The organism is Haladaptatus sp. SPP-AMP-3, from assembly GCF_049568665.1.
Taxonomy (GTDB): Archaea; Halobacteriota; Halobacteria; order Halobacteriales; family Haladaptataceae; genus Haladaptatus; species Haladaptatus paucihalophilus.
Genome location: NZ_CP145897.1, coordinates 1,045,816 through 1,069,547 on the forward strand (window position 1 = coordinate 1,045,816; position 23,732 = coordinate 1,069,547).

At 62.2% G+C, this 23,732-nt stretch carries 28 protein-coding genes; 14 read left to right on the forward strand and 14 right to left on the reverse strand.

The window, feature by feature from the left end; translation table 11 throughout:
• Nucleotides 1–279: 279 nt before the first annotated feature.
• Nucleotides 280–1,038, reverse strand: coding sequence for a DNA-directed RNA polymerase subunit epsilon (locus V5735_RS06090; protein ID WP_423745537.1), 759 nt, complete (start codon nt 1,036–1,038; stop codon nt 280–282).
• A gap of 128 nt (nt 1,039–1,166) precedes the next feature.
• Between V5735_RS06090 and V5735_RS06095 the strand changes: the two genes are divergently transcribed.
• Nucleotides 1,167–1,550, forward strand: coding sequence for a hypothetical protein (locus tag V5735_RS06095; protein ID WP_423745538.1), 384 nt, complete (start codon nt 1,167–1,169; stop codon nt 1,548–1,550).
• 332 nt (nt 1,551–1,882) lie between these two features.
• On the opposite strand, the gene V5735_RS06100 is transcribed toward V5735_RS06095, so the two are convergent.
• Together V5735_RS06100 and V5735_RS06105 are read right to left on the reverse strand one after the other, a co-directional pair.
• Nucleotides 1,883–3,430: an ABC transporter gene (locus tag V5735_RS06100; RefSeq protein ID WP_423745539.1), complete on the reverse strand. Its 1,548-nt coding sequence runs from the start codon at nt 3,428–3,430 to the stop codon at nt 1,883–1,885.
• On the reverse strand, nt 3,427–4,287 hold the full coding sequence (locus V5735_RS06105) for an ATP-binding cassette domain-containing protein (RefSeq protein ID WP_423745540.1): 861 nt from the start codon (nt 4,285–4,287) through the stop codon (nt 3,427–3,429). Before V5735_RS06105 ends, V5735_RS06100 begins: the two co-directional genes overlap by 4 nt.
• Nucleotides 4,288–4,461: 174 nt before the next feature.
• Between V5735_RS06105 and V5735_RS06110 the strand changes: the two genes are divergently transcribed.
• Nucleotides 4,462–5,067 carry a TetR/AcrR family transcriptional regulator gene (locus V5735_RS06110; RefSeq protein WP_423745541.1) on the forward strand — a complete coding sequence of 202 codons (606 nt, stop codon included), beginning with the start codon at nt 4,462–4,464 and terminating at the stop codon, nt 5,065–5,067.
• A gap of 133 nt (nt 5,068–5,200) precedes the next feature.
• Here V5735_RS06110 and V5735_RS06115 read toward each other — a convergent pair whose 3' ends face one another.
• Entirely contained in the window at nt 5,201–6,022 is an 822-nt protein-coding gene (locus V5735_RS06115) for an IS5 family transposase (protein WP_423745542.1), read from the reverse strand.
• Between the two features lie 283 nt (nt 6,023–6,305).
• Between V5735_RS06115 and V5735_RS06120 the strand changes: the two genes are divergently transcribed.
• The 5 genes from V5735_RS06120 (at nt 6,306) to V5735_RS06140 (ending at nt 10,923) form a co-directional block, all read left to right on the forward strand.
• Nucleotides 6,306–7,247, forward strand: a complete 942-nt coding sequence (locus V5735_RS06120) for a 1,4-dihydroxy-2-naphthoate polyprenyltransferase (RefSeq protein ID WP_423745543.1) — start codon at nt 6,306–6,308, stop codon at nt 7,245–7,247.
• Nucleotides 7,244–8,266 (forward strand): mandelate racemase/muconate lactonizing enzyme family protein, encoded by a 1,023-nt coding sequence (locus tag V5735_RS06125; RefSeq protein WP_423745544.1) that lies wholly within the window; start codon nt 7,244–7,246, stop codon nt 8,264–8,266. Before V5735_RS06120 ends, V5735_RS06125 begins: the two co-directional genes overlap by 4 nt.
• Nucleotides 8,263–9,726 carry an o-succinylbenzoate--CoA ligase gene (gene menE / locus V5735_RS06130; RefSeq protein WP_423745545.1) on the forward strand — a complete coding sequence of 488 codons (1,464 nt, stop codon included), beginning with the start codon at nt 8,263–8,265 and terminating at the stop codon, nt 9,724–9,726. The genes V5735_RS06125 and menE overlap by 4 nt, the downstream gene beginning before the upstream one ends.
• A 119-nt stretch (nt 9,727–9,845) precedes the next feature.
• Nucleotides 9,846–10,547 carry an NRDE family protein gene (locus V5735_RS06135; RefSeq protein ID WP_423745546.1) on the forward strand — a complete coding sequence of 234 codons (702 nt, stop codon included), beginning with the start codon at nt 9,846–9,848 and terminating at the stop codon, nt 10,545–10,547.
• A 25-nt stretch (nt 10,548–10,572) separates the two neighbouring features.
• Nucleotides 10,573–10,923, forward strand: a complete 351-nt coding sequence (locus V5735_RS06140; RefSeq protein ID WP_423745547.1) for a helix-turn-helix transcriptional regulator — start codon at nt 10,573–10,575, stop codon at nt 10,921–10,923.
• A 4-nt stretch (nt 10,924–10,927) separates the two neighbouring features.
• Here the strand turns inward: V5735_RS06140 and V5735_RS06145 are convergent, their stop codons facing one another.
• From V5735_RS06145 to gatC, 4 genes are all read right to left on the reverse strand, one after another.
• The gene (locus V5735_RS06145) at nt 10,928–11,593 is read right to left on the reverse strand and encodes a bacterio-opsin activator domain-containing protein (RefSeq protein WP_423745548.1); all 666 of its coding nucleotides are present in this window, start codon (nt 11,591–11,593) and stop codon (nt 10,928–10,930) included.
• 218 nt (nt 11,594–11,811) lie between these two features.
• Nucleotides 11,812–12,129 (reverse strand): cupin domain-containing protein, encoded by a 318-nt coding sequence (locus V5735_RS06150; protein ID WP_423745549.1) that lies wholly within the window; start codon nt 12,127–12,129, stop codon nt 11,812–11,814.
• Between the two features lie 214 nt (nt 12,130–12,343).
• A complete protein-coding gene (gatA, locus tag V5735_RS06155; RefSeq protein WP_423745550.1) occupies nt 12,344–13,612 on the reverse strand; it encodes an Asp-tRNA(Asn)/Glu-tRNA(Gln) amidotransferase subunit GatA in 1,269 nt (422 codons plus the stop codon).
• Complete coding sequence (gatC, locus tag V5735_RS06160) at nt 13,609–13,887, reverse strand: Asp-tRNA(Asn)/Glu-tRNA(Gln) amidotransferase subunit GatC (RefSeq protein ID WP_423745551.1); 279 nt, start codon at nt 13,885–13,887, stop codon at nt 13,609–13,611. Before gatC ends, gatA begins: the two co-directional genes overlap by 4 nt.
• A 269-nt stretch (nt 13,888–14,156) precedes the next feature.
• Between gatC and V5735_RS06165 the strand changes: the two genes are divergently transcribed.
• Complete coding sequence (locus tag V5735_RS06165) at nt 14,157–15,131, forward strand: transcription initiation factor IIB (RefSeq protein ID WP_007981643.1); 975 nt, start codon at nt 14,157–14,159, stop codon at nt 15,129–15,131.
• Nucleotides 15,132–15,171: 40 nt separating this feature from the next.
• On the opposite strand, the gene V5735_RS06170 is transcribed toward V5735_RS06165, so the two are convergent.
• The 3 genes from V5735_RS06170 to thsA all read right to left on the reverse strand — a co-directional run bounded on the left by V5735_RS06170 (nt 15,172) and on the right by thsA (nt 17,472).
• Nucleotides 15,172–15,444, reverse strand: a complete 273-nt coding sequence (locus V5735_RS06170; protein WP_423745552.1) for a hypothetical protein — start codon at nt 15,442–15,444, stop codon at nt 15,172–15,174.
• 85 nt (nt 15,445–15,529) lie between these two features.
• On the reverse strand, nt 15,530–15,793 hold the full coding sequence (locus tag V5735_RS06175) for a DUF7520 family protein (protein WP_423745553.1): 264 nt from the start codon (nt 15,791–15,793) through the stop codon (nt 15,530–15,532).
• Nucleotides 15,794–15,909: 116 nt separating this feature from the next.
• Nucleotides 15,910–17,472, reverse strand: a complete 1,563-nt coding sequence (gene thsA, locus V5735_RS06180) for a thermosome subunit alpha (RefSeq protein ID WP_423745998.1) — start codon at nt 17,470–17,472, stop codon at nt 15,910–15,912.
• Between the two features lie 147 nt (nt 17,473–17,619).
• Here thsA and V5735_RS06185 point away from each other — a divergent pair, with 147 nt between their 5' ends.
• Nucleotides 17,620–18,444, forward strand: a complete 825-nt coding sequence (locus V5735_RS06185; protein WP_423745554.1) for an amidohydrolase family protein — start codon at nt 17,620–17,622, stop codon at nt 18,442–18,444.
• A 6-nt stretch (nt 18,445–18,450) separates the two neighbouring features.
• Here V5735_RS06185 and V5735_RS06190 read toward each other — a convergent pair whose 3' ends face one another.
• Complete coding sequence (locus tag V5735_RS06190; RefSeq protein WP_423745555.1) at nt 18,451–19,374, reverse strand: glycosyltransferase family 2 protein; 924 nt, start codon at nt 19,372–19,374, stop codon at nt 18,451–18,453.
• Nucleotides 19,375–19,425: 51 nt separating this feature from the next.
• A complete protein-coding gene (locus V5735_RS06195) occupies nt 19,426–20,133 on the reverse strand; it encodes a class I SAM-dependent methyltransferase (RefSeq protein WP_423745556.1) in 708 nt (235 codons plus the stop codon).
• A 111-nt stretch (nt 20,134–20,244) separates the two neighbouring features.
• Here V5735_RS06195 and V5735_RS06200 point away from each other — a divergent pair, with 111 nt between their 5' ends.
• A complete protein-coding gene (locus V5735_RS06200) occupies nt 20,245–20,403 on the forward strand; it encodes a hypothetical protein (RefSeq protein WP_007981657.1) in 159 nt (52 codons plus the stop codon).
• Nucleotides 20,404–20,470: 67 nt separating this feature from the next.
• On the opposite strand, the gene V5735_RS06205 is transcribed toward V5735_RS06200, so the two are convergent.
• Nucleotides 20,471–20,869 carry a PPOX class F420-dependent oxidoreductase gene (locus V5735_RS06205; protein ID WP_423745557.1) on the reverse strand — a complete coding sequence of 133 codons (399 nt, stop codon included), beginning with the start codon at nt 20,867–20,869 and terminating at the stop codon, nt 20,471–20,473.
• Nucleotides 20,870–21,015: 146 nt separating this feature from the next.
• On the opposite strand from V5735_RS06205, the gene V5735_RS06210 reads away from it, so the two are divergent.
• The 4 genes from V5735_RS06210 to V5735_RS06225 all read left to right on the forward strand — a co-directional run bounded on the left by V5735_RS06210 (nt 21,016) and on the right by V5735_RS06225 (nt 23,612).
• Nucleotides 21,016–21,267 (forward strand): MarR family transcriptional regulator, encoded by a 252-nt coding sequence (locus V5735_RS06210; protein ID WP_026177889.1) that lies wholly within the window; start codon nt 21,016–21,018, stop codon nt 21,265–21,267.
• Nucleotides 21,268–21,370: 103 nt separating this feature from the next.
• Nucleotides 21,371–22,141 carry an MBL fold metallo-hydrolase gene (locus V5735_RS06215; RefSeq protein ID WP_423745558.1) on the forward strand — a complete coding sequence of 257 codons (771 nt, stop codon included), beginning with the start codon at nt 21,371–21,373 and terminating at the stop codon, nt 22,139–22,141.
• A 48-nt stretch (nt 22,142–22,189) separates the two neighbouring features.
• Nucleotides 22,190–22,828, forward strand: coding sequence for a YkgJ family cysteine cluster protein (locus V5735_RS06220; RefSeq protein ID WP_423745559.1), 639 nt, complete (start codon nt 22,190–22,192; stop codon nt 22,826–22,828).
• A gap of 352 nt (nt 22,829–23,180) precedes the next feature.
• Nucleotides 23,181–23,612 carry a TRAM domain-containing protein gene (locus V5735_RS06225; protein ID WP_423745560.1) on the forward strand — a complete coding sequence of 144 codons (432 nt, stop codon included), beginning with the start codon at nt 23,181–23,183 and terminating at the stop codon, nt 23,610–23,612.
• The last annotated feature ends 120 nt before the right edge of the window (nt 23,613–23,732 follow it).

Consider the following 23,732-nt stretch of genomic DNA (forward strand, 5'->3'; position numbering starts at 1 on the left):
GCACATATCGTTTTCCGAGTAACTGGAACCCCATCGCTCTCCATTTAAGTAGTTCTCGTGATAAGGTGGAGATATGGACGGTTCGAGGCCGGTTCTCCGATGCTCATTTCTCGCGAGTGACTGCTCTTTTCGCACTTGATGTCCCGCGACCGTCGATAGCTGCCGCGGTTTCGTTTAAGTAGTTCTCGTGACAAGGAGGGGCTATGGACGGAACGAGGCCGGTTCTACCGTACATTACATCTCAGAGCGACAGTGACGACAGTCGCCATCGTATCCCCGTTACGCCCTGTTCTCTCGACGGTCGTCGTCTCCCCACCGGTCCGTCAAACTCGGGAGGTTCGGGTCGCGGTGCGGATTTCGGCCGTGGACGGCGAACTCCAAGTCCTGTTCCTCGATTTGGTGTTTCAGGACCCGCCGAAGTCGATTCAGACTCGTGATATCCAGTCCGTGTTTCGTCGTGAGTTCGGTGAATTGCTCCTCGTCGGTGAGCGACTGAAACGACTCGTAGAGCTCCGTCAGTCGTTCTGGGGGCTGTTGGCGAATCCACCGGTCGTCGTGCAACCCGAGGTAGTGTTCGCGCTCACGGTCTACCACGTGACGGATAACGACCAGCGCGACCTTCGGGATGGCCCGCTGGCTCCCGAAGACGGTCAAATCCAACTCGCTCATGATGCCGATAACGCAGTCTCGCTGCCACGGCGTCACCGACAGGTCGTTACAGAGCGCGTGGCTAACCCGCAGTTTGTCGAGCTGGTGCATCCGACTGCTGTGGCCCGCCATCGCGGAGTGGCGCTCCTCGTGTAGCCGACGGACGTTTTCGCTCAAATCCGATTCCGGCGAGTCCGCCCGCCCGATGACCGTCGCGCTCGGCGTGACGGGACCCCAGCGACGAACCGACTGGTCGCGCTGGAGGTCGGCCCGTCGGACCGTCCCGTCCCCCGGGCGTCTGCTCAGTTGCAGTGGCATGTCGTCGCTCACACTCCGCCCGTCGTCGGACTGCCAGTGAACGACGTGCGAACCGCCGTCAGTTTGACGCATCGCGTCCCACTACTCGGTCGATATAGTTCAAAGGTGTGCCTCGGGAGAGACCGTTGACACTATCCGGCGAAATGTCGGCTACTCTTCCCAATGCAAAGATACTTTCCGCGCGTAATGGTAGTACAACTATGAAGAATCGAACGGCCGCGCTCGTCGGAGTCATCCCCGGTTTTCTCCCTGTTGCGGTCCTGTACGCGGATGGGTATTGGGACGTACAGTTGGCGGGGGTCATCTGGGGCATCTACGCGCTCGGTGGATGGCTAATACTCCGGCGGGAAGACATCTGGCGGACGCGGGGTAACCGATGGAGTGCCCTGCTCGTCGTCGTGGCGATGGGCGGGTCACAGTTCGGCGTCCACATGGACCTCCCGATATCGGAGAAACTAACCATCGCGCTCTGGTTCCTCGTCCTCGGCGTCGCGTTCGCGGCGGCAGCCATCGGCGTCGAGATGGCCGAAACGACCGGCGGGCGGGCGTCCGAGCAAAATAGCCACGTTCCGTCCGCCGACTGACGAATGTGGACGTGCGAGATGGTGGTTGGATACCCACCGCTCACAGAGGGCCATGGTTCACCGCAGAAGCGACCTCGTACCGTCCATATCTCCACCTTGTGACGAGAATCACTTAAATGACGTCCCGCGGAGCGTCGCCGACTAATTACGAGGAGATGGCTCTGTTGAAATCCTATCGTTCCAACATTTGTCTCGCTGGAATAGCCGTTCGGTGGGTGTGCATATGTATCACTACGATTCCTGCCAGATTGGGCGCATATTGTCTATCGGCGTGGCCGAGACAGAGAGTGTAGTCAGTAGAGAACGTACGATTGCTCGCTTGAGTCAGTGTTCTACCGTCTCGTGATCGTCTTCGGCACTACGAGTTTGGCGACGCTGACAAGCGCTATCAGATGAACACCGACTCCAATTACAAACAAGGCGAACGTATTTGACTGCCCGGTCACTCCTGCAACATACACTTTCACCGGCCAGTACATCGGGAGGATGCTCGCAAGAAATTGAAGCGGTTCAGAGACCACTGCAATGACCAGTGCTGGCCCGAGGAGAACGATATTCATGAATTTACTGAGCGCGATACCCTCTATCGAGTTCGAAGCCACCAGCCCCAATACTAAGCCGATGACGGGTCCACTCAGGGCGCCTAGAACCACCGTCCCGAGAAGGATCAGTGCCGATGACTGTACGAGACCGACGACGAGCAACGCCGGAAGCGTGGAGAGAAACGAGAAGAAGAACGTGGTACTGCCTCGGTAGAGCAGATATCCGTTTAGTGAGAGTGGGGATGTTCGGTACGCAGTGAGGATATCAGTATCGCGGTCTTCTAAGATGAGCATCCCGACGATGAAGCCGAAAATTCCCGGCCCGAACACCGCCATCGATCCCGCGATCACCGGATAGTACACCGTTAGATCAACGATTCCGGCGAGTCTCGTAGTGATGACTGGGGCAATCACTCGGATGACTCCCGCGAGGAGCAACGGACCCGCCGCTGCAAACGCTAACATCGGATCACGGAGCCAGTTTTTGGCGTCCGTCACGAGCAGACCGACCCACGGAGACTGCGGCATGGGCATCCATCGATCCATTCCAGTCGATTGAGTCGATCCGTGCCCGAGTTTCCGCCCAGGGTCACCCTGCCGAAGAATGTCACGGTCGAACGACCGACGGGCCCACAAAAACGTGAGAGTCGTTCCCACTACTAGATATGCGAACGCGTAAATGACCTTCCACAACGAGACGGAACGGACGCCCGCCTCGATAGTGATGAGGAGCGGTTGAACCGGGAGGAGGTAGAATGCGGGCGTATTGAATAAGCCTAGGTATCCAAGAATCGGTGAGAAGAGGATAGTACCCCAGACAGCGGCGCTCAGGAAAAACTCGTTTATCGAATCGAAGCGAGAGACGGCAACGAACCCAAGAAAAACGATAAGCAACGAGGAAAGAAGAACTCCGAACAAGAGGACCGCGATTCGGGGCGAGAGTCCAAATTCGGAGACCGCGACAGCGAACGATGCACTGACGGCAAGAGTAGAGAGCGAAGCGGCCTTCGAAAAGAGATAGCCGGTGGCGTCGAGCGGTGAGACAACGAGCGCTTGGAGGACTCCTTCTGTCTTCTCGTATAGCACCAGCACGGCGATAAAGTAAAATCCGAGCACAGCCGGGTCTGTTGCGATCAGTAAAATGACTATATCCGGGTTAATGTCCTGCCCGGCGAGCTGGAGTCCCAGCACTAACAGGCTCGTGAGTACCACATAGACAGGGATGATTCCATATCGAAACTGAAGGCGAATATCCCATTTGAGCATCTCGACGACCGGATGGACCGCCGACCGCTCCTGGTGAGCATCATCCTGTCTTGCGCTTTGATTGGACCTCATTGGAGTGTTTCACCAGTTATCTCGATGAACACATCGGCCAGGGTCGCCTCTTCGGAGTGAATCGTCTCAACCTCATTGCGCGCAAGAAGGTCTTGGAACGCATCGTTCGTCCCGAGGTCATCAAGCGGGAACTCCTGAGAGAGGAGCTCGCCCTCCTCCCGGTATTCGACACGGACACGTTGCTGACCATGTGCGATCTTCAGCTGGCGCGGCGTATCGACGACCGGGAGCGCACCGTTCACGATGAACGCGACGCGGTCGCAGAGTCGGTCTGCGACGGTCATGTCGTGGGTCGTGAGAAAGACCGTCGTTCCGTTGTCACGGAGGGATTCGATGACGCTCATCACATCCCGGGCGCTGCTCGGATCGATGCCACCCGTTGGTTCATCGAGAAACACGAGCTCTGGGTCGTGCAGTAGCGATCGGACAAAGTTCAGGCGCATCTGCATCCCTTTCGAGTAGGTGCCGACGCGACGGTCAACTGCGTCGGCGATACCGACAGTATCGAGCAGTTCGAGGGGGTCTCGTTTGTGTCCCCCGTACAGAGACCCGAACAGCTCGAGGTTCTCGCGTCCGGTGAGTTTCTGATAGAGAGTCGGCGTTTCCGGAGAGACACCGATGTGGCGATACAGGTCGGATCCCCACTCGACCACCGGCCGGTCCAAGACTGTTGCACCTCCCTCGTAATCGTCGAGGAGTCCAGTCAGGATTTTCTGCGTCGTGGTCTTTCCGGCTCCGCTTGGACCGAGAAATCCGAACACTTCGCCAGGCTGAACCTCGAAATCCAGTCCTTTCAGTGCCTGGTGGTCGCTGCCGTGGTATGTGTATTCGAGGCCTTCCGCACGGATCACACTCATTCGTCCACAAGCGACTCGTAGCTATGTGCTACAGGGAAGGTCCCCGAGGGATTGACCATTCTCTCACAGTGCTCTTGTCGTTGCATACCTGTGTCTTGAGTGTATGAGTAATTCACTCTTTCGCTCATGAGCGATGAGCAATACGCTCATTACTCTACAGAGCGACGGATCGATATGAGCGGTTTCAGTGACGAAGAGCGACGTGAGATAGAGGAACGGCTCGTGGAGACCGGGCGTGATCTTTTCACCAGATATGGGTTCCAGAAGACGACGATGCAAGACATCACGGAACAAGTTGGGATCGGTGAGGGGACGTTCTACCAGTTTTTTGATAGCAAATCGGGGCTATACATTCGGGTGCTCCTCCGCGAACAGAACGAATTGATTAACGCGGTTGAGGCCGAGCTAGAAGGGCTCACGGATTCCGACGAGCAGCTCGACCGGTTATTCCGGAGATGGGTAGCCGAGTTCGAACAGCGCCCCTTGCTTCTGCGAAGTCATCATAATCCACAGCAGATCGTGCAGGCCGTGAATGGACAGGACTTCGCCGAGCTGCGAGACGACATCTCGAATCGGATGACTCCCTTGATTGCAGATATTCAGAATCGAAGTGAGGGATACATCACAGAGATCCGCCCAGAGGCGGTTATCGAGCTGTTGTCTCTCCTGGAAGTCGTTGCAGCGAATAAGGACGCTCATGATGAACTCGGTTGGAGCGGGTATGATGGGTTCAAAGAGATTGTTATTACAATTCTGAAACAGGGTCTGCTTTGGCAATGAGAAGTTGCTATCTGTCGAATCGTGACCGGTGTCACTAATGACCGATACGCGCTGTGTATGCAGCACGATGGAATTGACAGAACTTCGAGAAGTTGAGATTCCCGCTGATAGACTGACGCTCTATATCTAACGTTCAGAGTGTCTTGTCGATGTTGTGAGTGAGACAGCCGACAACAAGTTCACGGAACTGTTTCCACCAGTGACGTGAGCGGACGAATGCACCGTATTTACGTTTGAGGCGAGAGTTTACCGTCTCGTTTTGACTGCGCTGACCGTAGAGGGCAGCGTCCAGTCGAGCATTCCACGCTTTGTGGAGTGACGAAAATTCGCGGTGTTTGATGAGCGGACGAGCACCAGTTTCACGGGCTAACGCGCGAACCTTCTGTTCGTCGTATCCCTTGTCACCGAGGAGAATCGCTACTTCCCCGGTATTCCGCTTGATGAGTGACGGTGCGATCTGTGAGTCGTGTTTCCGTGTCGTTGTCACGTCTAAGTCGATGATGGCGTTCACCCTCGTGTCCACGAGAAGTGTGACTTTCAACTGCTGAATCGTCAGCTTCGTCCGTTTCGTGTAGTGCTTCGAGGCGTGACTTCGGTCAAAACCCGAGGCATCAATCCCGACGACACCATTGGTCGGGAGAAGCGTGGCTGAGAGGTTGAGAAGAACCCGCCAAACAGCCGTGTCGAGTCGGTTGAACGCTTTACACAACGTTGAGGGCGACGGGAGTTCCTGAAGGCCAATAGCTCTCCGAATCCGGGGCATCTCGATAAGTTCGTCAAGAAGCATCCGGTACGTCGTATTCTTCCGAACCTTGAGGCAGAGTAAGACGATGTGTTGGTGGAGTGTGTACCGCCGTTTCGAGAACTTCGAGGAGTAGCGAGCAACAGCTCGCCGAGCCAAGTGATACGCCTGCTCAACGAACCGGAGTAACCGCGACTTCGGGAGGGCCTGCATTCATTCACACTACTAGCCGTATCTGTAACTCTCTGAGGATTTCAACAGAGCCGAGGAGATGTAACGTCGAACCGAGCGGTCGCCACCGAAAATCGAGCGATTGCTGTCGAACGACGAGTACCAGAGAACGACCGCCGTACCGTCCATAACTCCACCTTGTCACGAGAACTACTTAAACCACCGTCGCGGTATCGAGTTCGGCTCCGAGACAGTAAGCGAAAACGCCGGTGGAGTTTCCTGAAACCGTAGATGCTATACACCTCTCGCGGGAACTATCTCGATAATGAACGATACGGCCACCGAAATCTCCCGACGGAAAGCGTGGCTGATGGCGGCCCGCCCACACACGCTCCCGGCCGCCGCCGCGCCCGTCATCGTCGGCGTCGGCTTCGCGCTCCACGAGGGGCTGTTTGCGCCCCTCCCTGCGCTCGCGGCGCTCGTCGGCGCGGCGCTCATCCAAGTCGGCACGAACTTCGCAAACGACTACTACGACGCCGTGAAGGGCGTCGATACCGACGAACGAACGGGTTTTACCCGCGTCACTCAGTCGGGGCTCATCTCCCCGAGCAAAGTCAAGCAGGCGATGTACGGCACCTTCCTGCTCGCCATCGTCGTCGGGGTCTACCTGGTCTACGTCGGCGGCCTTCCGATTCTCGTCATCGGTCTCGCCAGCGTCGTCAGCGGCATCGCCTACGCGGGCGGGCCGTTCCCGCTCGGTTCCAACGGATTGGGCGACCTGTTCGTCTTCGTCTTCTTCGGCGTCATCGCCGTGATGGGGACGTTCTACGTACAGGCCGCACAGATTCTCGCCGCCCCGTTTTCCATCGGAGTCCCCGGGGGAACCGTCACGATGCACGCGTTTCTCGCAAGTCTCCCCGTCGCGGCGATTTCGACGAACATCCTCGTCGTGAATAACATCCGCGACCTGGAGAACGACCGGAAAGCCGGTAAGCGGACGCTCGCGGTGCTCATCGGCTACCGAGCGAGTCGCGGCGAGTACCTCGGCATGCTCGCGCTCGCCTACCTCGTCCCCGTCTACTTCGCCGCGACCGCGGCGTTCGGGGTCGGCGTCCTCCTGCCGCTCCTGACGGTTCCCTACGCCGCGATGGTCGCACGGACAGTCCTCACGAAAACGTCCGGGGAAGCCCTCAACCCCGCCCTCGAACAGACCGGAAAGCTGCTGGCCGCCTACTCGGTCTGCTTCGCCCTCGGAATGGTGGCATGAACGTCGAGACACACGAGTTTTCGCTTCCGTTGACATCGCCGCTCGACACGGCTCACGGAGCCATCGAGCACCGGAAGGGCATCCTCGTCCGCATCGAGGACGGCGACGAGGTAGGCATCGGCGAAGCGACGCCGCTTCCGGGGTGGACGGAATCGCTCCCCGCCTGTCGGGCGGCTATCGCACACGTCGATGACCCCGAAACGGAACTCTCCAGCCTCGAAGCGACGCCGGCGGCCAGACACGGCGTCTCGCTCGCGCTGGCGGATCTCCGATCGAAGCGGGCGGAAGAGCCGCTATATCGGTACCTCGGCGGGACGGAGCGGGTCGAAGCCGTTCCGACGAACGCGACCGTCGGCGACGCCCCACGCGACGAGACGGTGGCGGCGGTGAACGAGGCGGTCGATGCGGGTTTCGAGTGCGTGAAGGTGAAAATCGGCGCGCGGTCGGTGACGGACGACGTGGCTCGACTCCGAGCGGTACGGGACTCTGTCGGGTCCGAGGTGGAACTCCGCGCAGACGCGAACGGTGGTTGGTCGCGCACACAGGCGCGCGAAGCGTTCCACAAACTCGATACCCTCGGGGTCGCGTACGTCGAACAACCCCTTTCGTTGACGGACGTCGAGGGATTGACCGACCTTCGCGGTCGGTCGGTCGGCGTCGCGGTAGACGAGTCTCTCGTCGATTCGTCGGTCGATGCGATTCTGGAGGCCGACGCCGCCGACGTGCTCATCTGCAAGCCGATGGTGCTCGGCGGTCCGGACAGGGCCGTCGAGGTCGCCGACCGCGCCCGCGATTCGGGCGTCACACCTGTCGTCACGACGACCATCGACGGCGTCGTGGCCCGAACGGCGGCGGTTCACGCGGCGGCGGCGATTCCCGACCGCCCCGCCTGCGGGTTGGCGACCGGAACGCTGTTGGCCCGCGACTTGGGCCCCGACCGGACGCGACTCGTGGACGGGGCTGTCGGCGTCCCGCAGGAACCGGGCAACGGCGTGGCGGACACGTGGGGTGCGCGATGAACGACTGGCTGACACACCGTGCCGACGCGTCGCCCGCGGCGACCGCCATCGTCGAGGCGACGGACGGGATCGAATGGACCTACGAGCGACTCGATTCTGCGGTCGAGGTAACCGCGGGAAAACTCGCGGCGCTGGGGCTTCGGGAGGGCGACCACCTCGGCATGCTGATGGAGACGCGGATGGATGGCGTCGTCCTCGTTCATGCGGCGATGCGACTCGGGTGCGTACTCGTCCCGCTGAACGTCCGCCTCGCCACGCCGGAACTCCGGCGGCAGGTGGCCGTAACGGACCTCTCGGCGCTCGTCTGCGAAGCCGAGACGGAATCGGTCGCCCGCGACGCGGCGGGGGACGTCCCCGTCGTCTCGGTCGACCCGTCGGACACGACGCTCGCCGACCGCGGCCCGGCGGCGTTCACGCCCGCCGACTGGTCGCGCGAGGACCCGCAAGTGCTCCTGTTCACGTCGGGGACGACCGGCAATCCAAAGGCCGTCACGCTCACGATGGGCAACCTGTACGCCAGCGCGACCGCCTCGGCGTTCCGCCTCGGCGTCCTCCCCGCCGACCGTTGGCACCTCTGCCTTTCGACGTATCACATGGGCGGACTCGCGCCGCTCCTCCGTTCGACGCTGTACGGGACGGCGGTCGTCCTGCAGGAGGGGTTCGACGCGGAGGAAACCCTATCTCACCTCCGCGAGTACGGACCGACCGGCATCTCGCTCGTCCCGACCATGCTTCGGCGACTCCTCGATGGGGGGGACCTCCCCGACTCGCTCCGGTTCGTCCTCCTCGGCGGCGCGCCCGCCCGCGACGACCTCATCGAGGAGTGTACGGACCGCGGCGTTCCGGTGTGCCCCACCTACGGCATGACGGAAACGGCCTCCCAAATCGCCACCGCCAGCCCCGACGAAGCGGCGTCGTACGTCGGCACCGTCGGACGGCCGCTGGTGTTCACGGACGTCTCCGTCGTCCGCGACGACGGATCGCTGGCGCCGCGCGGAGAACCGGGCGAACTCGTCGTCTCCGGGCCGACCGTGATGGCGGGGTACTACGGGAATCCCAAGGCGACCGAGGAGGCGTTTTGCGAGCGCGGCTTGCGGACGGGCGACGTCGGGTACCGCGACGAAGGCGGCCGACTGTGGGTGTTGAACCGCCGCTTCGACCGCATCCTCACCGGCGGCGAGAACGTCCACCCCGGCGAGGTCGTCGACGTGCTCCGCGACCATCCGGACGTGGCCGAGGTCGCGGTCGCGGGCGTCGAGGACGACGAATGGGGCGAGCGAGTCGCCGCGCTCGTCGTGCCCGCCGACGACGCGTCCGTCACGCTCGACTCGCTCCGGGAATTCTGCGACGGACGCCTCGCGGGATACAAACACCCACGTCTGCTCGACACCGCCGCCGAACTGCCGCGGACCACCTCCGGGACGGTGGACCGCGAGGCGGTTCGGGAGCGATTTCGGTAGTTGCGAGTTCGGTGGGAGCGATTTCGGAGATTCCTCCCGACGATACCGCCGAGCACGGGACGGTGGCGACGACCCCGCGACGACCAACCCTTTTATCGAATCCGCGCCTATTCGTTGGCGTGTGTACACTCATCGTGGCGTGGCTGGTGTTCGAGGACGCGCCCGTCGTCGCCGCCGCGAATCGGGACGAAGCGTTCGGGCGGCCGTCGCGGCCGCCCGGCGTGCTGGACCGAAACCCGAGGGTCGTCGCCCCGCAGGACGAGGAGGCTGGCGGAACGTGGATCGGCTACAACGACCGCGGCCTGTTCGTCGGCGTGACGAACCGGTGGGTCGAACTTGAGGGCGAACGCTCCCGCGGCCTCCTCGTCCGGGACGCGCTCTCCCACGAGTCGGCCGCGTCCGCCCGCGAGTTCGTCGTGAACGAACTCGACGAACGAACCTACGCCGGGTTCAACCTCCTGCTCGCGGATTCGACGGAAGCGACCCTGTTCGAATGGGACGGAACGCTCGAAACGACGCGACTCGACCCCGGTGTCCACGTGGTCGTGAACCGAGGATTCGACGACGCGGCACCGAAATCGGAGCGGATTCTCTCGCTCGCGGCGGCGAATCCGGACGACCCGCCGTCGCTCGCCGACTGGCGGGAGCGAGCGAAGTCGGTCCTCCGAAATCACGAGGTCGAAGCGTGCGTCCACGGCGACGGGTACGGCACCCGCTCGTCGTCCATCGTAACTCTGTTCGAGGACGGGTCCGGCACCTACGAGTTCGCCGACGGCCCGCCCTGTGAGACATCGTACGATAACGCGGAAGGTCACATTTAAACGCCCGCCCGTCCCTGTATTGAACATGAGCACGGCAACGTCCGAGGAGGACCTCACCGAGGACGAGTACAACGGACTCGAACTCGTCCGCGAGACGGGCGGCATCCATCAGAGCGATTTCTGGAAACGGCTCGACGTCTCGTCGCGGAAGGGAAGCCGAATCGTCGAATCGCTGGAGCGGAAAGGGTTCGTCCAGCGACAGGAAACGGTCTACGAGGGACACAACACCTACTTCATCACGCCCGCCGCGAAGGACCTCGACTTCTCGCTGTTGATGGCGGGCGACATGCTCTCGCCGTTCATCGGGGAGGAGGAGATAGACCCCGAGAGCGACGCGTTCTCGCAGTGGATAATGAACCTCGCGTACGAGGACTAAACTCTTATTCCGGTTCGTCGGTGTCTCGGCCGATTATCAGCGTGTTTTTCACGAGGCTTCGATGCCCTCGGCGCAGTCGCTCGGAGACGGCTTGGTGCGATACGTCGAGGTCGTCCGCGAGGTTTTCGGCCGATGCCTTGCGTGGGATGTCGTAGTATCCCTCCTGGAACGCCAAGGTCAGCGTGTCCTGCTGGTCGTCGGTGAGTCCGAACCGTCCCTTGCGGCCCTCTTCCAACTGATAGATGTTCCGTATGTCGAGCGAGAGGTCGTTCTCACGGCAGTACTCGTAGGTATCCGACAGCGCGTCGCGGTCGGGAAACAGGATGCGGAGGTGCCAATGGGCGCTGTTGCCGGACGCGGAGAGGACGGTCGCCTCCTCGTCGACGAGGATGTGAACGAGCGTCTGAATGTGGTCGGTCCACTCCATCTGGTACAGTTGTTCGTCCTCTAAGTCGGCGAGCAACGTCAGGTTCTCGACGCTCGTGTCGTCTTCGAGTATCGATTTCGTTCCCTCGCCACCTCCGCTCACCCAGACGAACGGCATCACCCGGTCGTCTTCGTGGGCGACCACGCGCTCGATCTCGAATTCGATGTCCTCGTGTTCGGTCAACGTCTCCCAGAGCGCGAACTCGTCGGCGGGAATCTCGACTTCGACGACGGTACCAACCATAACAGCAATCGAACTGCCGGGAAGAAATATCCGTTGGCACCACCACCCTGGAAAACCGATTTCGGACGACTCCGTGGGCGAAAAAGGACGTCGTTCCGACGCCCGCCCCGAATCACGCGCTTCTCGCCCAGACGGAGTATCAGCACGGTCGGACACGAGCCCGGACCGTGAAACGTGCCTGTCAGTCGATTCGATACCGACGAGCGTCTCTGAATCGCTTACAGGTACTCCTCTCGGGGTGGCGAGAATACGTCGATGATCTCGCCGGAATCGATTATTTCGTAGCTGTGTTCGACGCCACCCGGTATCGAATAACTGTCTCCACCCTCTATCAGGTCGTCGTCGTCTCCGATGTGGAGCCGATACGTGCCCGAAATCACGTATCCGCTCTGTTCGCTCTCGTGGCTATGCGGCGGAACGTCGTTGCCTTCTTTCAGGTGCATCTTCGTCACCATCGACTCGTCGCCGATCGCGAGCACGTCGAACTCTACGCCTTGAAACTCGTTCGAATCCGCGTCTTCTGCTTTGACTATCATCGGAATTGCAACCGATAATAGGGCATTTATACTATAATATTGTTCCTAGTTTATAATCCGTGTTATTCTACCGACGAATAGTGTAGTTCCATCGCGGCACAGCTGATTGCCTCGTAAAACTGGACGCTCATCGAGTGATTTATAAACGATAGCTCTCCCGATTATCGTCGTCCGAACCGGCGTGACCGCCTCCCGCAAAAACTCGAAACGATTCTTACTCCAACGCGCTGCCGACCCGGATGACGCGCTTCTCGCCGAACTTCGGTCCGATGAACTGCACGCCGACGGGGAGGCCGTCGGTTTCGCCCGCCGGAACCGAAATCGCAGGGAGGTTGGCGAGGTTGACGGGGACGGTGTTCGCGTCCGCGAGGTACATCTGCAGCGGGTCGTCCAGACTCTCGCCGAGTTCGAACGGCGGCGTGGGCATCGTCGGGCTGGAGAGCACGTCCACGTCCTCGAACGCCGAGTCGAAGTCCTGCTTGAGCCACGCTCGGGCGTCCTGTGCCTTCTTGTAGTACTTGTCGTGATACCCCGCAGAAAGCGCGTAGGTGCCGAGCAGGATGCGTCGTTTCACCTCGTCGCCGAAGGCCTCCTCGCGCGTCTCGGAGAACGTCTCGTTCCAGTTGCCGTCGAACCCTCCCGAATTGCCGTAGCGAACCCCGTCGTAGCGCGCGAGGTTCGAGGACGCTTCGGACATGGCGATGACGTAGTACGCCTCGACGGCGTGTTCGACCGAGGGAAGCGACACCTCGTGGACCGTCGCGCCCTTCGCTTCGAGGTCGTCCATGGCATCCCAGAACCGCTCGACGACGCCTTCGTCCGCCCCTTCTACGAGTTCCGTCGGGACACCGATGTCGAGTCCGTCCACCTCGCCGTCCGCGGCGTTCGCGTAATCGGCGTCAGCGCCTTCCTCGCGGGTCGTCGCGTCGTGGTCGTCGGGTCCGGCGATGACGTCGAGCAGGGTCGCGGCCTCCTCGACGGTCGGCGCGATGGGACCGATCTGTTCCAGACTGTTCGCGTAGGCGACCAGGCCGTACCGCGAGACGAGTCCGTAGGTGGGCTTGATACCGACGACGCCACAGAACGCCGCGGGACAGCGAATCGACCCACCCGTGTCGGTACCGAGCGCGAGCGTGGCCTCACCCGCCGCGACCGCCGCCGCGCTTCCGCCCGACGAACCTCCGGGTACGCGACCCTCGGCGACGGGGTTTTCGGTGGGGCCGAAGGCGGACGTTTCGGTCGTCGTCCCCATGCCGAACTCGTCCATGTTGGTCTTGCCGACGATGGTCGCCCCGGCCTCCTTCAGTCGCGTGACGACCGTGGCGTCGTAGGGCGGGACGTACTCCTCCAGCATGGCCGACCCGCAGGTCGTTCGGACGCCCTCGGTGCTGATGTTGTCCTTGACGGCGACCGTCGTTCCGGCCAACGGACCGTCGTCCGCGCCGTCGATGATCTCCTCGGTGATGAATATCTGGTCGCTCATGAGACGTTCGGCCCCTTGAAGTAGCCGTCTTCGGTCTCCGGTGCGTTGTCCAGCGCGTCGGCTTGGTCGAGGCTGGTTCGCACCTCGTCCTCGCGCATGACGTTCACGAGGTCGGCCTCGCGCTCGACCTCGGGCACCTCGTCCAGCGTCTCGAAGTAGCCAAGAATATCGGCGAACTGTCCGGCGAATCGCTCGGCTTCCGCGTCGGAAACCCCGACGCGGGCCAACCGTGCGACGTACCGAACCTCGTCCGGTCCGGGAGGCGTATCGCTCATGTGTTGACGAACCCCCGGACGAGCGGTAAGGGTTTCGATACTCACTGCCGGATAGCTGATAAAGCTGGACGAATCACGAGTCGTGCGGGGAAATCGAATACTGCATTATTCCTGCCAAAAACCCGGATGAATCCGCCGTTTTCGAATCGAGAAAATGCCTCTTTTGCCCACCGGATTTAAGTTGCTGTGCGTTCTATAAGATATGTCTATCGATTCTACGGCTCTCGTAGTGCACCATGACCCTCTGTCTATGTTCCTGATAGTACGCCATGACTGATACACGTACCCGACCGACCGAAGAAACGGAAACAACCGGTGAGCAAACCAAGACGCAAGCCGACGAGCAACAGCGGTGTCCCGAGTGTGGCGGCCCGCTCGTCACCGACGAGGAGCGCGGTGAGCGGGTGTGTGACGATTGCGGCCTCGTCGTCGAGGAAGACGCGGTGGACCGCGGCCCCGAGTGGCGCGCCTTCGACGCCAGCGAACGCGAACAGAAGTCCCGCGTCGGCGCGCCGACGACGAACATGATGCACGACAAGGGGCTGTCGACCAACATCGACTGGCGCGACCGGGACGCCTACGGCAACTCGCTCGGCTCCCGCCAGCGCGAGAAGATGCAACGGCTCCGCAAGTGGAACGAGCGCTTCCGCACCCGCGACAGCAAGGAGCGCAACCTCAAGCAGGCGCTCGGCGAAATCGACCGGATGGCCAGTTCGCTCGGCCTGCCCGACACCGTTCGCGAGACGGCCAGCGTCATCTACCGCCGCGCGCTCGACGAGGACCTCCTGCCGGGGCGCTCCATCGAGGGCGTCGCAACCGGCGCGCTGTACGCCGCCGCGCGACAGGCCCGAACCCCGCGGAGCTTGGACGAGTTGACGGCCGTGTCGCGCGTCGAGAAGGACGAAATCGCCCGCACCTACCGCTACATCGCACGCGAACTCGGCCTCGAAATCGAACCCGCCGACCCGAAGAGCTACGTCCCGCGCTTCGCCTCGGAACTCGACCTCTCGGACGAAACCGAACGCCGCGCCCGCTCGTTGCTCGACACGGCGACCGAGAAGGGCCTCCACAGCGGAAAGTCCCCCGTCGGCCTCGCCGCGGCCGCCGTCTACGCCGCCGCGCTCCTGACTAACGAGAAAGTCACCCAGAGCGAGGTCAGCGACGTGGCGAACATCAGCGAGGTCACGATTCGCAACCGCTACCACGAACTGCTCGACGCCGAGGAAGGCACCATCGCGCCGTAAAATCGCGCGGAAAATCGAATTATTTTGCGTTTTTGCCCCGTTAGCGGCCGTTCCATCGCCGCGACAGCGACGGCCCGTAGGCGAAGAAGACGATGCCTGTCCAGAGGACGGCGAAGATGACCGCGCCGCTCATCGTCGTCGTGATGTACTGAACGAACGAGATATCCGTCGTCAGCGGGTTGTACGTGTCGAGGATGACGTAGAACGCGAAGAGCGTCGGCACGTTCGCCAGTAGAATCGTGGCCGCGACGGCGAGCAGGTCGCCGGTCGTGGCCCCTTTTTTCGACGTGCGCGAACGGGTTCCGGTTGCCATACCGAACGGAACTCCTTCGACAGGAAAAACGGTTTCCGTCTCACGTCACGGCGTAGTACCTCGCTCGCGTCCGTCGTTCGTCCGCTCACGTCACGCTGTTGCTGTCGAAGCGCGAGGCGAACGAAACGAGCGCGAACAGCAGGACGAGGACGACGGTCGTGAGCACCATTCCGAACACGGCCATGGAGACGGGACTCATGTCGAACAGCGAGAGACCGAACAGCGAGAGCGTCTTTCCGCGGTTCTGTCCGGTCGCACCGACCGTGAGTCCGATTCCCCCGGCGGCGAGCACGACGGTTACCGCGGTGGCGAGGAAGATAGGGCGGCTGGAGATGATGCGGTCGCTCATCGGCGGTAATTGACACCGGTCGGGGTTAGAACTTGCTACTTCCGGTCGCAACGAATCGAGACGAGTCGAGACGGACGGGGGTCCAAAAAATCGAAATCCGAGGGCGGAAACCGCGCTTATTCGGCGGCGATAACGTCGTCGATGCGGACGATCATCGTCGCGGACTCGGTTGCGCTCTCGACGGCCTCACCCTTGACGGCGGCGGGGTCGATGACGCCTTCCTCGACGGGGTTCGCGATTTTCCCGGTCTCGCCCGAGGAGATGATGCCCGCGCTGCCTTCCTCGTCGTCGTTCGCGGCGCGGAGATCCACGAGCGCGTCGATGGGGTCCATGCCGGTGTTCTCCGCGAGGGTTCGCGGGAGGACTTCGATGGCGTCGGCGAACGCCTCGACGGCGAGTTGCTGGCGGCCCTCGATGCCCGCGGCCTCGTCGCGGACGCGGCCCGCGATGCTGGTTTCGATCGCGCCAGCGCCGGGAACGACGTTCTCGGTTTCGACGGCGGAGGACACGACGTCGAGTGCGTCCTCGATGGCGCGCTCCAGTTCGTCGACGACGTGTTCCGTGCCACCGCGGACGAAGACGGTGACGGACTGTGCCTCGTCGGCACCCTCGATGAACACGAGGTCCTCGTCGCCGTACTTCTCGAGGCGGATGGAGTCGGCGTGGCCGAGTTCGTCGTCGTCAACGTCGTCAGGCTTGCCCGTGCGCTTGCCGCCCGTGGACTGGGCGATGGCGCTCGTCATGTCGTCGTCCACATCCTCGAAGGCGAGGATGCCGTGTTCGGCGAGGTACGCCGCGGTGCGGTCCTCGATGGACGAGTGCGAGAAAACGACATCGACGCCGGCGTCGGCGATGGCGTCGGCGAGTTCGCGGAGCTGGTCGTTTTCCGCGTCCATCGCGGCGGTGAGTTGCTCGACGTTATCGACCGAGTACTCGGCGTCGATTTCGGTCTCGCGGACGCCGAAGGAGCCGTCGGTGGCGAGGATGGTCGCGTCCTCGACCGAGCGCGGCATGTTCTTGTGTGCGGGTTCCGCGTCGGTGACGATGCCCTCGACGAGTTCCGTGGCGCTGGAACTCGACCCGGTTTGGGTGAGGACGCGAATCTCGTCGCGGTCGATTCCCTCGTCGCCTTCGACGCCGCGGACGGCGTTGACGACGACTTCGGCGAGGCGTTCGGTCGTGATGTCGCCGGTTCCCTTGCCGGTCATGCTGGATTCGGCGACCTGTCGCAGGAGGTCGTCGTCGATATCGACGTCGAGCGCGAGGTCGTCCACGGCCTCGAGCGCGATGTCGCGGGCGCGAGCGTAGCCTTCCACGATGGTCGTCGCGTGGACGTCCTGTTCGAGCAGGTTCTCGGCTTTTGCGAGGAGTTCTCCGGCGAGCACCGCCGCCGTGGTCGTTCCGTCGCCAACTTCGTCCTCCTGCGTCTGGGAGACTTCGACGATCATCTGGGCGGCGGGGTGCTCGATGTCCATCGAGTCGAGAATCGTCACCCCGTCGTTCGTGATGACCACGTCGCCGTCGTCCGAGACGAGCATCTTGTCCATCCCGCGCGGCCCGAGTGTGGTTCGTACGGCCTCGCTGACCGCTTTACCGGCGGAGATGTTGGAGGACTGAGCGTCGCGGCCCTGCGTCCGTTCCGTCCCCTCGCTGAGGATGAACATCGGTCGGCCGCCCATGCGTCGCTGTCCGAAGCCTGATTCTGACATACGTATAACGAATGATTGATGTTCTATATAAATCTTTTTACTCCGTTCGCCGGACGGGACGCGGTTGCGGCCATCGACCGATAGATACATGCCCGACCCTCATCGAGAAATTTTCAGATGCTGGAACTGGAGCACCGGTTTCGTGTGGTGGACGTTCACGCGCGGCTTCCCGTCGAGGAGTCCGTGACGGCGCGGGGACGAGCCATCTCGCCCGACAAACTGGAGCGCGAACTTCACCAAGCGGGCGTCGTCAGCGCGGTCGTGTTCCCCGGGCCACAGGAGGGAAACAGCTACCTCCGGGCGAACAACGCCGTCGCCCGACGGAGCGTCGAGCGCCCCTTCTTCGCGTTCGCGCGAATCAACGGCCCGCGCGACCCCGACGGGAGCGCCACGGCACGACTCAGGAACTTCAGGTCGCGCCGGAAGGACTGGCACACCTCTTCCGACGACATCGAGCAGTACGCCTACGACGACCGCTTTCACGGGTTCAAACTCGACCCGACGCGCGACGGACTGCCGGACGACGACGTGCTCTCACGACTGGAGGACGTGAACCTCCCCGTCCTCGTCCACGCGGGCGAAGGTTTCTCCCCCGAAACTGCGGCCGACACCCTGCTCGACCGTTCCTTTCCCGTCATCCTCTCGCACTTCGGCGGATTTCCGCTGAACCGCGACCTGATGGCGGACGCCATCGACCTGCTGGACTCCTACGACAGTTGCTATCTCGACACCAGTTTCGTCCGCTACCGCGAGCAGATGGAGCGGGCCATCATGGAACACCCCGACCGCGTGCTGTTCGGGAGCGGTGCCCCGAACGCCCACCCGAACGTCGCCGTGATGGAAATCCTCACCCTCGACGTGCCCGAGGACGCGATGCGAAAGGTGTTCACCAAGAACCCCTCGCGCGTCGTCGAAGCCCTCGCACCGGATTACGACGAGTAGCGACGGTCACTCGACCTCTGGTTCCACGTTACGCCAGTCGTAGCGTTCGACGGCGCGGTCGGCGCGCGAGGAGAGTCCGGCGGGGTTGCGCGCCTCGCTCCTGTCGCGAAATCGTCCGAGGAACCCGTCTTTGGTCCCACCAGCGATTCCTTTAAGCACTTCTTTGCCGCAACCCGCCCAGAGGGACGGTTTCGTCTCGCCCGAGGCGACCTCCACCCCGGCGGTTCGCGCGTCACGGATGGCGTCGTGGAAGGTTCGCCTGAACACCGTCAGCCGCGGGCCGTAGTTTTTCACCAGACGATAGGAGAGCGAGCGGTATTTCGTACACCAGTCGCGCTCGACGCCCTTCTCGTCGGTCTCGTCGCGGCGCACGGTCACGTCGGTCGACCACGTTATCGACCGTTCCTGTCCCGCGAGTCGATGGGCGCAGTCGCGCGCGCCGCCGGTTTCCAAGTTCTCGTCGAACCCGTCGACCGCTTCGATGCCGTCGCGGGTAAACGCCACGTTCTCGCCCGAAAAGTAGATCACGTCGCGTCCGGCTATCGTCCGCGTTTCGACCGTCTCGGTGGTCATCCCCGCCCGAACCACTCGGTGCACCGGTCCCGTCACCACGTCCGCGCCGTCCGCGATTGCGTCCCGGATACCGTCGTACCACGAGGCTTCGACGGTCACTTCCTGCCCGATGAACGCGACGACCTCGCCGCTCGCCTCGGCGAGTCCGGCGTTTCGCGCGACGTTCAAATTTCGGTCGGAAATCTCGACGAGCGCGCTCACGTCGGAGCGGTTACAGACCATACCGGACGTGCCGTCCGCGGAGGGCCCGTTGACCACGACGACCTCGGCATCGGGTGCGTATCGAGTAACGGCGTCGAGTGCGTCGCTCAAAGGTTCGCGACCGTTGAGCGTCGGGACCACCACGGACAAGTCCATATCCGCTTTTCAGATACCGAGTACGTAAAAGCAATTCGGCACGCGTCCGACTCACTCGACGCTCGTGTTCCAGTAGGAGACGGACGCGAGTTGGTCGCCGATCATCGTGTCACCGATAGCGGTGTCCATATCCCGGATACGCGACGCCACCACGTCGGGGATTTTTCGGTAGAAGCCGTAGGGGAGTACCCAGTCGTGGTCGGAATCGACCAGCGACAGGCCGGTTTCCCCGAGGAGCTTCTGGACGTCCTCGAGCGAGTACAACCGCGACCCCATCGGCAGCAACCAGTTGTAGAGGCTCCGCGTGCTCGGCCCGGCGAACGTATCGAAGAAGACCTGATTCTTCGAAACACGACGCATCTCGCTCAGGAACGAGGCAGGCGTGTTCGCGAGGTGGAAAAACCGCATGGCGAACACGGTGTCGAAGTGGTCGTCCGGGAACGGAAGACGGGCGGCGTCGCCGCGCATGAACTCCAGATGGTCCGCGACACCGGCGTTCCGAGCCTTGTGACGACCCTGTTGGAGCATCGCGGCCGAAATGTCGAGTCCAACGATGTCCGCGCCACGCTCGGCGAGCATGACGGTAAACCGGCCGGTTCCGCAGGCTATTTCGAGAACGCGTTTTCCCTCGACCGGGCCGATAGCGTCGAGGACGGCTTGCTTCTCGCGGCGGTCGATGAGTCTACCGCCACGGGAGAATCGCTTCTCTTCGTATTCCTCGGCCACCTCCGTAGCCTGATACCACTCCTGTCCCTTCACACTTTCTTCGTCCGAAGAACCTCACCCGAGGGATAAAACGGTACTGGAAGTGGATAGACGGACGGGGGAACGCCTTTGCACGTCCGGCGCGTACCCTATGCGGGGTTTCGAATGCCGACCTGTAACCACTGCGACGGCGAGTTCACCGCGGACGACCTCGTTCGTCACGAATACGAGAGAGTCATCGTCGTTCACTGCCCGGACTGCGGGTGCGTCCTCGGACAGTACAACCGCCACAGCGGACCGCCGAAAACCGACCGACGACGGTAACCACTCGTCGCGCGTCGGTCTATCCGCCGGTCGGTCTCTCCGTGTATCGGCCTATCCGCCCGTCGGTTCATCCCCCCGTGACCACGCGGTCGGGACGAATCCGAATGATGACTCGCGGGCCGCCCTCCTCCCCGAGGTTCGGGTACTCCTCGCGGTCCATGTACCGTCGGGTGAGTTCGTTGATGTGGTCTACCGCGCCGTCCTCCGTGACTTCCTCGACTTCGCCACGGACCGAGACGAACCGGTACGGGTCGTCCGGGTCGATGATGGAAAGGCCGACCTTCGGGTTTCGCTGTACGTTTCGCTCCTTCTGGCGACCTTTGGCGGTGTTCACGAGGAGGTGGTCGCCGTCGTAGCCGACCCAAACGGGCGTCACCTGCGGCGTTCCGTCCGGCATGACGGTCGCGAAGTTGGCGAACGTTTTCCGCTCGAACAAGTCCCGAAACTCCTCGGGTATCGATTCCATAGCGGGCTCACGTCGGGAAGAATCCTGTACTTTCTCCCCGACGTATCATTCCGACTAAATGTGATATTATGACGTTTAAGGTGTGGATATTGTATGAACACACCTATAGCCAACGTTTACCACTATGCCGTGGTCGCATGATATACATGAGCACGACTGTAGCAGAACCAGCGCGCGATTTCCGTGAACGACTCCGCGAACTCCCCCCCAGCGCCAAACTCGTCGCCAAGGTCCTTGAGACCGAAGAGCCGCTGACGCAGGGCGAACTCGCCGAGGAATCCCTTCTCCCCGACCGGACCGTCCGCTACGCGCTGACCCGACTCGAAGAGCAAGACCTCATCGTCTCGCGTCACAGTTTCCGCGACGCGCGGAAGCAGGTTTACCTGCTGAACAACTGATCCATTCGCTTCCCACCTCCCGCCTCCCACCTCCCGGTTTTCTCACCATCGGTTTTCGGACGCTTTTCCCGCCGCTCTCCTCCGTAGCGACCGCGAACGACTTTTGCCGCTGGCGTTCCTCGCCACGGACGTGAATGCTATCGCCGTCCCCACCGAGACGCTGGCCCCGCACGGTGAGACGAACGCCTACGTCGTCGATACCGTTCTTATCGACCCGGCGGGGCGGACGGCCGAACTCGACCGGGCGGTCGATGGCGTCGAACACGTCGCCCTCACGCACACCCATCCCGACCACGTGGGCGGCGTCGCGCATTACGCCGACGCCTGCGATGCGACCGTCTGGGCGCGACAGGGCCGCGAGGAGCGCTTCGAGCGCGCCACGGGCGTCGCCCCGGACCGAACGTTCCGCGAGGGAACGACCGTCGGCCCGCTGACCGTCATCGAAACGCCGGGACACGCCCCCGACCACGTTGCGTTCGCCACGGACGACGGAATCGTCGCAGGCGACCTCGCCGTCGCGGACGGGAGCGTCGTGGTCGCCGCCGGGGAGGGCGACGTGCGCGCCTACCTGACCTCGCTCCGGCGACTGTACGCGCGGAATCCCGCGATGCTCCACCCGGGCCACGGCCCCGCCATCGAAACCCCGCGACGGACAATTCGACGACTCATCGAGCACCGACTGCACCGCGAAGAGCGCGTGCTCGACGCGGTTCGAAGCGGTGCCCGGTCGCTTCCTTCGGTGACGGACGCCGCTTACGACAAGGACATCAGCGCCGTCAGGGAGTTCGCGGAGAAAACCGTGGCGGCCCACCTCGAAAAGTTGGTCGTCGAAGGGGACGTCGCGTGGGATGGCGAACGCGCCCGTTCGACGTGAAAGAAAAAGCCCACAACCGTTTTCCCTCCGCACGCGAACCATCACGCCGTGGAAACTCTCGAAGCCGAACTGGAACGGGCGAAGTCGCTCGACGTAACCGACCTCGCGGACGCAATCGAGGATATCGGGTTCGAGTGCACGCGCTGTGGTGCCTGCTGTACGAGCGAAGCGGACGACCCGCACACCGCGACCGCCTTCCCCGACGAAGTGCGCGAGTTGCAGGAGACGACCGAGTACGACTTTCGGGACGTTGCCCGACCAATGCCCTTCGGACTGACCGAGGACGGCGGAGAGACGTTCGAGTGGGCGCTCCAGACCGACGACTGCGGCGACTGTCGGTTTTACGAGGACGGAATCGGGGCGTGTTCGGTCCATCCCGACCGACCGCTCATCTGCCAGACGTACCCCTTCAGCGTGGCGCTCGGCGGGACGAGCCAACCGATGGGCGACCCCGTGGACGAGTCGGGGATCGTCCGCGCCCACGAGTGTGAGGGTCTCGGCCGCGATATCGACAGAGAACACGCCGAAGAACTCGCGGCGGCGCTCAAGGAACGTGCCGTCCGCGAACTCGAAGAGGCCATCGGCGTGCGCGATAACTACGACCCCGCGAACCCCGAGCCGGGCGAAATCGTCGTTCACGACTCGGAAGGCGCGAAGAACCCCGACGGAACGGCGTACGAAGGCTGACGACATCCCCGAGAAAACGACGATCCGACAGCGAGCGGCAGACGCGAACGGAGTGAGTGCCGCCGCGAGCGACAAGCCGGTGACACAGCTATCGGAAATCGGCCGGTGACACAACCGTGGAAGCTAGCAACCCCTCCGGAAAATCTCCGATTTTCCGGGTCGAGGAACCTCCAACGGAGTGCCCTTGGCCGACGGACGGAGGTGACGACGGCTTTTGGTCCAGCTTTTTCCAAGGAGGAAGGCCGAATCCGACGCGAACAACGTCGGATTCGGCTCCCGACTGCAGAAAAAGCTGGTGTTCGATAATTCTATAATGGTTGACTACTTGGATTCATGTGGAGGTCTACGACCCTTGGAAATCTCTGACAAGCTCCTGTGTCTGTTCAGCGCTGATGTTACTCTCAAAGGCGACGAATACGTCGTCAGTGTGCCACGACGTGAAATCGACACGGGTTCAGTCGAACCGGGAGAAACCTACCGTGTCGCGCTTATCTCGCGGGAGACGGAAGAAGAATCGGACGACGAGCAAACAGCGACGACGACAACACAATCGAGCACTAGCACCGGCTCCGTCTCGTCGGAACCACAGCCACCCGTCGAGGCCGGAGAAATCCGCTACGTCGAAGTCGAGGACATCGGCAAGCAGGGCGACGGTATCGCCCGCGTCGAGCGGGGCTACGTCATCATCGTCCCCGGCGCGGAAATCGGCGAGCGCGTAAAGGTCGAAATTACGGAAGTCAAGTCGAACTTCGCCGTCGGCGAAATCATCGAAGAAGAGTTCTGAAACGACCTTTTACGACGGTCGAAGGCTCGTCGTGGGTCGAATCGACCCGCGACGAACCGTCTCCTTCACGGCGAAGCCGTGAAAGAACGAGGGAGCTTCGCTCCCTCGCATTCCCTATAA